At 65.7% G+C, this 5495-nt stretch carries 12 protein-coding genes; 1 reads left to right on the top strand and 11 read right to left on the bottom strand.

Features of this window, described 5'->3' with window-relative positions; translation table 11 throughout:
• Positions 1–51: 51 nt before the first annotated feature.
• Together J0A65_RS21265 and J0A65_RS21260 are read right to left on the bottom strand one after the other, a co-directional pair.
• On the bottom strand, positions 52–471 hold the full coding sequence (locus J0A65_RS21265; RefSeq protein WP_206596339.1) for a hypothetical protein: 420 nt from the start codon (positions 469–471) through the stop codon (positions 52–54).
• On the bottom strand, positions 471–908 hold the full coding sequence (locus J0A65_RS21260) for a cell wall hydrolase (RefSeq protein ID WP_206596338.1): 438 nt from the start codon (positions 906–908) through the stop codon (positions 471–473). Before J0A65_RS21260 ends, J0A65_RS21265 begins: the two co-directional genes overlap by 1 nt.
• A 90-nt stretch (positions 909–998) precedes the next feature.
• Here J0A65_RS21260 and J0A65_RS21255 point away from each other — a divergent pair, with 90 nt between their 5' ends.
• Positions 999–1208 carry a carbon storage regulator gene (locus J0A65_RS21255; protein WP_206596337.1) on the top strand — a complete coding sequence of 70 codons (210 nt, stop codon included), beginning with the start codon at positions 999–1001 and terminating at the stop codon, positions 1206–1208.
• Here J0A65_RS21255 and J0A65_RS21250 read toward each other — a convergent pair.
• The 9 genes from J0A65_RS21250 to J0A65_RS21210 form a co-directional block, all read right to left on the bottom strand.
• A complete protein-coding gene (locus J0A65_RS21250; RefSeq protein WP_206596336.1) occupies positions 1195–1656 on the bottom strand; it encodes a hypothetical protein in 462 nt (153 codons plus the stop codon). The genes J0A65_RS21255 and J0A65_RS21250 overlap by 14 nt on opposite strands.
• Positions 1653–2261, bottom strand: coding sequence for a hypothetical protein (locus J0A65_RS21245; protein WP_206596335.1), 609 nt, complete (start codon positions 2259–2261; stop codon positions 1653–1655). The genes J0A65_RS21250 and J0A65_RS21245 overlap by 4 nt, the downstream gene beginning before the upstream one ends.
• Positions 2261–2941: a hypothetical protein gene (locus J0A65_RS21240; protein ID WP_206596334.1), complete on the bottom strand. Its 681-nt coding sequence runs from the start codon at positions 2939–2941 to the stop codon at positions 2261–2263. Before J0A65_RS21240 ends, J0A65_RS21245 begins: the two co-directional genes overlap by 1 nt.
• Before the next feature lie 8 nt (positions 2942–2949).
• Positions 2950–3411 (bottom strand): hypothetical protein, encoded by a 462-nt coding sequence (locus tag J0A65_RS21235; RefSeq protein WP_037053248.1) that lies wholly within the window; start codon positions 3409–3411, stop codon positions 2950–2952.
• Positions 3412–3421: 10 nt separating this feature from the next.
• Positions 3422–3691: a hypothetical protein gene (locus tag J0A65_RS21230; RefSeq protein ID WP_206596333.1), complete on the bottom strand. Its 270-nt coding sequence runs from the start codon at positions 3689–3691 to the stop codon at positions 3422–3424.
• A complete protein-coding gene (locus J0A65_RS21225; RefSeq protein WP_206596332.1) occupies positions 3675–4262 on the bottom strand; it encodes a hypothetical protein in 588 nt (195 codons plus the stop codon). Before J0A65_RS21225 ends, J0A65_RS21230 begins: the two co-directional genes overlap by 17 nt.
• The gene (locus J0A65_RS21220; RefSeq protein WP_206596331.1) at positions 4259–4570 is read right to left on the bottom strand and encodes a hypothetical protein; all 312 of its coding nucleotides are present in this window, start codon (positions 4568–4570) and stop codon (positions 4259–4261) included. The genes J0A65_RS21225 and J0A65_RS21220 overlap by 4 nt, the downstream gene beginning before the upstream one ends.
• A gap of 1 nt (position 4571) precedes the next feature.
• Entirely contained in the window at positions 4572–5012 is a 441-nt protein-coding gene (locus tag J0A65_RS21215) for a hypothetical protein (protein ID WP_206596330.1), read from the bottom strand.
• A 1-nt stretch (position 5013) separates the two neighbouring features.
• Positions 5014–5495, bottom strand: a 482-nt coding sequence (locus J0A65_RS21210; RefSeq protein ID WP_206596329.1) for a hypothetical protein, incomplete at its 5' end; no start/stop codon positions are given.

Below are 5495 nucleotides of genomic sequence, written 5' to 3'. Positions count from 1 at the left end.
CCTGGCCGGCACAACCAGCCAGAGCCAGGCACGGGACAGCTATCAACCGCTTCATTGCGCACGCTCCCGCCGTAGCTCATCGTCGAATGCCTGGCTTGCAGCAGTGCAGGCATCGACGCCGGCCGGCGTGCGTTCCTGTAGCACCTGCTGCGCCTGATGGTCAGCCTGCATCGCCATGCCCTCGGCCTGTGCTTGCAAGGCCTGCACTTCCGCCGCTCGCGCCTGCGCCGCTCCGCGCAGATCCGCCAGCGCGTCGTTCTGCTCGATGACCTGGCCGAGCAGCGTGGTGCGCGTTGCCCGGCAGGCGCCGAGCTTGTCCGCATCATCAAGCCGCGCCGAGCGCTCGGCCTGCAAGTCACCCTGCAGGCTGCTGACGCGGATCTGCTGGCCGATACCAACCACCGAGGCCAGCACCACGCCTGCTATCCACGGCCAGGCCCAGGACGGGACCAGCTTCAACCAGGCGGCCATCACGGCACATCCTTGAAGAAGATGTGCCGGCCGATCTTGCGGGTGCGAGTCGCCCCTTTCACCCAGGCCGGGGGCTTCTTCATCGTGGTGGCGTAGTAGTGCGTGGCGGCACCAGTCGGGTCGGGCTCTTGGCCATCGATCACCGCCAGGGCCGCCTCGCGGCATTGCATGAACTGGCCGGACGGGATCTGCTTCTCACCGCGCAGGTAGGCCGAGTTCGGGTCGTTCAGGTTCCAGCAGCTGAACTGCCAGGGCGCCTTGCACACGCCCTCGTAGCCCTCGCCCCACCAGTCGGGCTTGCCGTCGTTGTGCAGGTCCATCTCCACACGGTTGCGGATGCACCAGCCAACGGCGATCTGCCCGGCGCGGCCTTCGCCTCGTGCCTCGCCCCAGATGGTGCGGGCGAGCACGTCGATGTCTCGTTCACGTTGCGTCATGATTTCTCCAGGCACAAAAAAGCCCGCTCGTGGCGGGCCGGGTGGTCTTGGGATACCCTGCCGGTTCACATACCCAGCAAGGAGAGCGTTATGGGGCTGACAGTGAGCCGGTATGAGGGCGAGGACATTCGCCTGCTGTTCGACGAGAACATGACCGCAGCAGAGCTGGATGAGCTGATCAGGGAAGGCATCACCATCTCACTCAGCAGGGTCAAGCCGACCCAGCAGCACGCACGGATCATGGTGCAGGCGCCTCAGTCGGTGATGATCGTGCGCGGCGAGCTGCTCAGGGCGACTTGACCGCCGCCCGAGTGCCCAGCCACTCGCACAGCCCGCCAATCGTGTGCGGGCTGTAGCTGGCCGGGTTTGGCAGGCCCAGGGCAGCGGCACACCACTCGCTGCAGAACGCGGCGTGCTCCACCTGGCGGTTGCGGTTGAAGACCTGGCTCATGATCAGCGACGGCCAGCCGTAGGTGTCCGGGTCGGTGCGCTCGAAGTATCGGAGCACGGCAGCCCCATCAGCATCCGGCAGGTCGATCAGGTCCCAGCTGGCGGACCCGAGCGAAATCTCGTCCTCGCCGTCGCCGACTCGCCTGCTTCGCACACCTTTGTCCATGACCGAACTGCTGTAGCAGTAGCCGCCCACCACCAGTTCGCAGTGGCTGTAGACGCTGCGCGTCCACCAGCGGATCAGCGCGTTGCCGATCTGCCCCTTGCCCTTGTACAACGCCAGCTTCACGTCGTTCATGCCAAGGCCTCCTTGAGCTGCGCCGTCGGCGCGGTCATCACCGTTTGCTGAACTGCCTGCAGCTCCAGCAGCACCTCGACCGGCAGCTGGTAGTCGAGCACCGGATCACTGCCATCCTTGATCGCATCCTCGTAGCCCTGCCGGCGGCCAGTGAGCCAGGCGGACATGATCACGAACTGCCGCGCCTTCACCAGGGTGCGGCGCAAGTACTCCTCGCGATCGAGGCCACGCACCGCTGCAGCGCGGTCGATCCAGGGCGTCGAGGCGCCCAGGGGATCGAGCAACCAGGCGCTCGACTCGGCATCCTGCGTCGGCCAGGTGTCCTTCTCCAGCTGAGGATAGTCCGCCGTCAGCGCGGCGGTGGCCTGCTCATACTGGCTGTTGCTCGCCAACAGACGCTGCGCGAGCAGCTGCTCAGGCGTCGGTTCGGGATCTGGCTCCGGCTCGGGCTCCGGCTTGGGGCCGACGAAGAACACACCGTCGATGATCTGCACATGCAGGCCATCGAGCTGGCCCGCCAGCGCCTGCTGATACTGCTCGTCTGTGATCGCGATGCCGCCTGGAATCGGGTCCTGCCCGATGCGGCCTTCTGCTGCGTAGGGCATTAGCGAATCCTCATGTAGTAGTCGACACCGATGTTCTTCGTCCGCGTTTCGTTTGCAACGCGCGGGTCTCCATTCACCCCGTCGTTACTCAACGCTCTGGCAACCATCTCGCTGCCCTGTGCAGGCGCAGCCGCGCCAGTCGGCGAAGTCCCTCCTACGCCCCCACCTGCTGGTCGCGTTATGCCAAGCCCCCCGCTGTCTCTCACCAAGTGATGGTGACCCTGGACAGCATCGGCCTCCACAACCCCACTGCTGCCTGCACGCAGCGTTCGCCGCTCGGTATTGATCAGCCGCACGGTCTCCCCATCCATCGGGCTGCCAGCGTCATTGATCACCGCAGTGGCCTGCACCAGCGGCGCCGAGCCGCTCACGCTCTCAGACGTCAACACGCCAGTGTTGTAGCTGTCGCTCGCCGTCAGCTTGATGTAGCGGTAGTTCGGGTTATCGGTCGGCGGGACGGCCACGCCGGCTAGGTGAGTCCAGAGGCCGAATGGCTTGCCGATCGGCTGCATCGCCCAGATGTCGGCCAAGTTCGCGACCGCAACGACTTCCCCACTCGACTTCTTGAAGTACAGCCGTCCATCCGCAACGTTGATAGCCAGCTCGCCCAGCTCCAGCTGGCCGGCGCTCGGCACAGCCGCTGCCGTCTCCGAGCGCTTGTGCCGAATCAGATCAGCCATGGCTCACCTCAGTAAGTGCCGCCGTCGATACCGTCCACGAACTCCAGGCCCGTGGCACCAGAATTGACCTTCACAAAGCGCCCAGCCGCCCCGGTGAAGTTGGCCGGCGTATCGCTCAGTGCGATGAACGTGGTCACGCCGCTGGGGATGGCCTCCATCTCGAACACGCCATCGCGGTAGACCAGCACCTGGCCGTTCGCAGCGCCGGTCAAGTCCACATCACTCAGGGCGCCGATACTGGCCGCCTCGATGATGGCGCCAACAGCCGCCGCGAAATCGCTGATGTCGCTTGAGGACAGGCTGTCCAGCTTGTCCTTCAGCGCCTTGCCGCCAATGATGATCGGCGCACCGTCGCTGATCCGGCCGTAGTAGAGGTAGCCAGAAACCTCGGAGTAAGCCAGCTCGCCAGCGGCCAGGCTGCTCGGCGCCGAGGTCGCGTCGGAACGTTTGATGCGGATGATGTCGGCCATGGTTGGCTCCTCAGAAATGGCCGCCATCCGGCGACACAGGTTCGAAATCGTTGTTGTGGTAGACCTTGAGCTGCAGGGTCAGCGGGTTCCACCAGGTTTCGCTTTCGCTCGCGCCAGTCGGCACGTGGTCCTGAACGTAGGTAATGCCGCCTGCACCAACACCATCTCGCCCTGGCGGCCCTTGCGTGCCTGCAGCGACCACCACGACCGGCGACGCTACTGGCTGGTGCACCAGCACGAACGGCTGCCCCAGCAAGATCACATCAGGTGCAGCAGCCATGGCCACCCCCTCGGCGAACCGTCACCGGCCCATCCAGCCAGCGGCTCACGTCGCCGTTCTGCCAGGTGATGTCGAGCGTGTAGGTCACGCCATCATGGGGAATGGCCGCGCTCTGCTCCGGCGTCAGCACGATGTTCAGGCGCCCAACGCCGAGCACCTCCAGGCCACCGTTGGCGCTGGTCAGCTCCAGGGTGTAGCCAGGCCCTGTGATCGTGAGTTGGGCAGTAGCGTCGGTGAGGTCGACGCCAGGCTGGTACACCAGCCAGCCGCCGCTGGCGTTCTGGCCGGCGCCGTTCAGTGCGTTGACCTCCACCGTGTCGGCATCGATCACACCCACCATCCACGGCGCCTGCTGGGGCGGCTGGCGGTTGAGTGCGGTGAAGCCGCTGACGCCCTCCACCCAGCACGGCCACTCGGCCGGCAAGCCGTGCCCGGGCACGGTGAGCAGCAACGAAGGCGTCTTCTGAATCACGCTGATGGCCTTACGCTCGACGCGCGGCTGCAGCAGGTAGAGGGGCTTGCGGTTGGTGGCGCCAGGAACGATGGGCAGATCCAGGCAGGCCGGCGTCATGCACCACCCCCGATATCGGCATACAGGGCCAGGCGGTGCCAGGCATACCCGCCCTCACCATCGCTGATCGCCATATGGACCTCGGGCACCGCACCCTCGACCAGGGCGATCTCCGGCCCTGTCGGCGTGAAGGACGGCGCAGCACTGGCCTCACGCAGCAGGAGGGTCTCGCGCCAGAAAACACCAACATCATCAGATACCCCAACCCAGTGCCTGGACGTGATGGTGTCGATGTAATGCGCGCCGACAGTCGGTGTCACACCAACGCCAGGCGCACCTTCACCGGTAAAAACATGCTGTACGGCCATATCAGGCTCCCGTTGTCAGTGGTTCATTGTTCGGATCGGTCAGGGCTTCGCCGCTCTCCGTGGTCAGCGTGTTTTCACCAACCCCGCCGCCCTCCAGCGCCTGCAGCCGCGCCTCCATGTCGGCAAACCGCGCCTCGAAGCTGTTCAGCTGCTCGGCCAGCAGCACGGCGTAGATCACCGCTCCGGCATCCCAGTCGCGTGCTGTGGTGCCATAGGCGCCGCGCGTGATGGCGAAAGCCCCCGGCGCCGTGACGGTGGCCAGCACAATCTCGATGGGGGCGGTGTTCAGCACGTTCTGATCAGGTGCCAGGGTCAGCGCGTAGACAGAGCCCACCGGCCCGTCCAGCCGCTCCATGGCGCCGAAGGGCACCGGCAACACGCTCCCGCTGGCCGCAAGCGATCCTTCGAGCGCATACGCCCACTTGTTCACGTATCGATTCATGTCAGCACCAGTTGACGTTGGTAAGGTCCGGCCAGGCGCGGGCGATCTGCCCGGTCACGGGGTTGTGCGAGGCAATCTGGAAAGCCAGCGCGTTGCCCTGGCGCAGCTCAGCCGAGCCGGTGAAAGTGATGTCGCTGGTCAGCGGATCATCGACGGTGCCGGTCGGCGTGACGACAGGCCCTGACGAGATCTCCCAGCCAGCGCTCGCCACCTGCTGCAGCGCTGCCAGCATGTAGGCGTGGTTCGAGCCGATCAGCACGCCAAGCTGCGCTTGCACTGCCAAGCCGCCCGCGCCGGTGGTCGGTACTTCGGTGAAGTAGCTGTGGCTCAGGTCAGGCTGCGTCACCTGCCCGCCGAAGATGGTCGCCGCACCCTGCGGCAGCCCCCAGGCCGTGTTCGGCAATGAGTCGCTGACGTCATGCGCGATCACCACCCCATCGGCGTAGAACCACCGCTCATGCGTGCCCACCAGGTCGCCGCCAG

Source organism: Bowmanella yangjiangensis (assembly GCF_017255015.1).
Lineage (GTDB): Bacteria > Pseudomonadota > Gammaproteobacteria > Enterobacterales > Alteromonadaceae > Bowmanella > Bowmanella yangjiangensis.
Note: the sequence above shows the minus strand (reverse complement) of the source record. Positions and strands in the feature narration are given on the sequence as shown.